Source organism: Propionivibrio sp. (assembly GCF_017995515.1).
Lineage (GTDB): Bacteria > Pseudomonadota > Gammaproteobacteria > Burkholderiales > Rhodocyclaceae > Propionivibrio.
Genome location: NZ_JAGOIT010000189.1, coordinates 1 through 2,625 on the forward strand (window position 1 = coordinate 1; position 2,625 = coordinate 2,625).

The window sequence follows — 2,625 nt, forward strand, 5'->3', positions numbered from 1 at the left end:
GCCGAGGAACTGATAGACGAAGGGCGAAGCCGGGTTGGAATAGACCTCGTCCGGCGTGCCGATCTGCTCGATCTTCCCGTGATTCATGACCACCACGCGAACGGCGACTTCCAGCGCCTCTTCCTGATCGTGCGTGACGAAGACGCTGGAGATGTGCATCTCATCGTGCAAGCGGCGCAGCCAGCGGCGCAACTCCTTGCGCACCTTGGTATCGAGCGCGCCGAAGGGTTCGTCGAGCAGCAGCACCTTGGGTTCGACGGCCAACGCGCGAGCCAACGCGATGCGCTGACGCTGTCCGCCGGACAGCTGTGACGGGTAACGGTCGGCCAGCCAGTCGAGTTGGACGAGCTTGAGCAAGTCCATGACGCGGCGGCGAATGCTCGCCTCGTCGGGCCGCTCGGCGCGCGGCTTCACGCGCAGACCGAAGGCAACGTTCTCGAACACCGACATGTGGCGAAACAGCGCGTAGTGCTGGAAGACGAAGCCGACCTTACGCTCGCGCGCGTGCAGGCGGGTCGCCTCCTCTCCGGCAAACTTCACATGACCGGCATCCGCCGTCTCCATGCCGGCGATGATGCGCAAGAGCGTCGTCTTGCCGCAGCCGGACGGCCCGAGCAGCGCGACCAGTTCGCCGGTCGGAATGCTGAGGTTGATGTCGTCGAGCGCGACGAAGTTGCCGAACCGCTTGCCGACGCCGCAGATTTCGATGCTCATGATGATTTCCCGCTGATTTGATCCGTTTTCTCGTTAGGCAACACGGCGTCGAGCATGGCCGTTTCCCGGCGCATCTGCCACTCGACGAGTGTCTTGGCGACCAGTGTCACCAGCGCGAGCAGCGCCAGCACCGACGCCGAGGCGAAAGCGCCGATGGCGTTGTATTCGTTGTAGAGAATCTCGACGTGCAGCGGCAGCGTGTTGGTCTCGCCGCGAATGTGCCCGGAGACCACCGACACCGCGCCGAACTCGCCCATCGCCCGTGCGTTGGCGAGGATCACGCCGTAGAGCAGACCCCACTTGATGTTGGGCAGCGTGACGCGGGAGAACATCTGCCAGCCCGAGGCGCCGAGCGAAATCGCCGCTTCCTCCTCGTCCTTGCCCTGCGTCTGCATGAGCGGGATCAACTCGCGCGCGACGAACGGGAAGGTGATGAACAGGGTGACGATGATCATGCCCGGAATCGCGAACACGATCTTGATGTCGTGCGCCTGCAGCCACGGCCCGAACAGCCCCTGTGCACCGAAGATGAGCAGGAACACCAGACCGACGACGACCGGCGAGACGGCAAACGGGAGGTCGATCAACGTGATGAGCAGGCTCTTGCCGCGGAAGTCGAACTTGGCGATCGCCCATGCCGCCGCCACGCCGACCGCGATGTTGAGCGGCAGCACGAACAGCGCGATGAATACGGTCAGCCAGATCGCCGTGCGCCCTTCGGGATCGTTCAGCGCATCGAGATAGGCGGACGAGCCGCCTCTCAACGCCTCGAAAAAGACGGCGCACAAGGGCAACGCCAGAAAGAGGAAGAGGAAACCCAGGCCGATTCCGGTCAGCGTCCGGCGCAGCCAGCGCGGCTCGGCGTTCGCCTTGCGCAAAGTCGTCGTGCTCACGGGCTCACCTGCTGCTTTCCGTGATGCCCGCCGTGATGCCCGCCGTGATGTCGATTCGCCGCCCACCACTGCAGCGCATTAACCCCAAGCAGCAGCACGAAGGAGATCACGAGCATGACGCAAGCGAGCGCCGTCGCGCCGACCACGTCGTACTGTTCGAGTTTGGAGATGATCAGCAAGGGCGTGATCTCCGAAATCAGCGGCATGTTGCCGGCGATAAAAATGACCGAACCGTACTCACCGATCGCGCGCGAAAACGCGAGCGTAAAGCCTGTGAGCAGCGCCGGAACGATGCCCGGCAAAAGAACGCGCAGAAACGTCTGCAGGCGCGAGGCTCCCAGTGTTGCCGCCGCCTCCTCGATCTCGGGTTCGATATCCTCGATCACCGGTTGCAGCGTGCGCACCACGAAGGGCAGGCCGATGAAGGTGAGTGCGACGACGATGCCGAGCGGCGTAAAGGCGACCTTGATGCCGAGCGGCTCCAGGTGGCGACCGATCCAGCCGTTGCTAGCGTAGAGCGTGGCCAGCGTGATGCCGGCGACTGCCGTCGGCAGCGCGAAGGGCAGGTCGACCAGCGCATCGACCAGGCGCTTGCCGGGAAAGGGGTAGCGCACCAGCATCCAGGCGACGATGAGACCGAACACCGCGTTGATCGCCGCCGCCAGCGCCGACGCGCCAAAGGTGACGCGATAGGCAGCGAGCGCGCGCGTGCCGGTCGCAATGTCCCAGAACTGCGCGAAACTGAGCGAGCTCGCTTTGAACAGCAGCCCGGACAACGGCAGCAGGATGAGCAGAGACAGGTAGACCAGCGTAAAGCCGAGTGACAGGCCAAAGCCGGGAAGGACTCGTTTGTTCATCGTTTTGGTTGTTCTTCCATCACACGCCGGGGCGTAGATTTACCCCCCGGCGCCATGCCCGCGATTACTTCTGCGAATAGATCTGGTCGAAGGTCCCGCCGTCCTTGAAGTGTGTCGGCGAGGCCTTGGCCCAGCCGCCGAACACCTCTTCGACGGTAAAG

General features: G+C 63.8%; 3 protein-coding genes. All 3 read right to left on the reverse strand.

The annotated features are described in order from the left end of the window. A partial coding sequence (locus tag KBA32_RS16955) for a sulfate/molybdate ABC transporter ATP-binding protein (RefSeq protein WP_294361478.1) occupies positions 1 to 714 on the reverse strand: 714 nt, incomplete at its 3' end. Then, the gene (gene cysW / locus KBA32_RS16960) at positions 711 to 1,607 is read right to left on the reverse strand and encodes a sulfate ABC transporter permease subunit CysW (protein ID WP_294361479.1); all 897 of its coding nucleotides are present in this window, start codon (positions 1,605 to 1,607) and stop codon (positions 711 to 713) included. The genes cysW and KBA32_RS16955, both read right to left, overlap by 4 nt. Further along, entirely contained in the window at positions 1,604 to 2,464 is an 861-nt protein-coding gene (cysT, locus tag KBA32_RS16965) for a sulfate ABC transporter permease subunit CysT (RefSeq protein WP_294361480.1), read from the reverse strand. Before cysT ends, cysW begins: the two co-directional genes overlap by 4 nt. Positions 2,465 to 2,625 lie beyond the last annotated feature (161 nt).

Bases quoted from the DNA above. Each gene is read 5' to 3' on its own strand.
- cysT (WP_294361480.1), bottom strand. From the start codon at position 2,464: ATGAACAAACGAGTCCTTCCCGGCTTTGGCCTGTCACTCGGCTTTACG.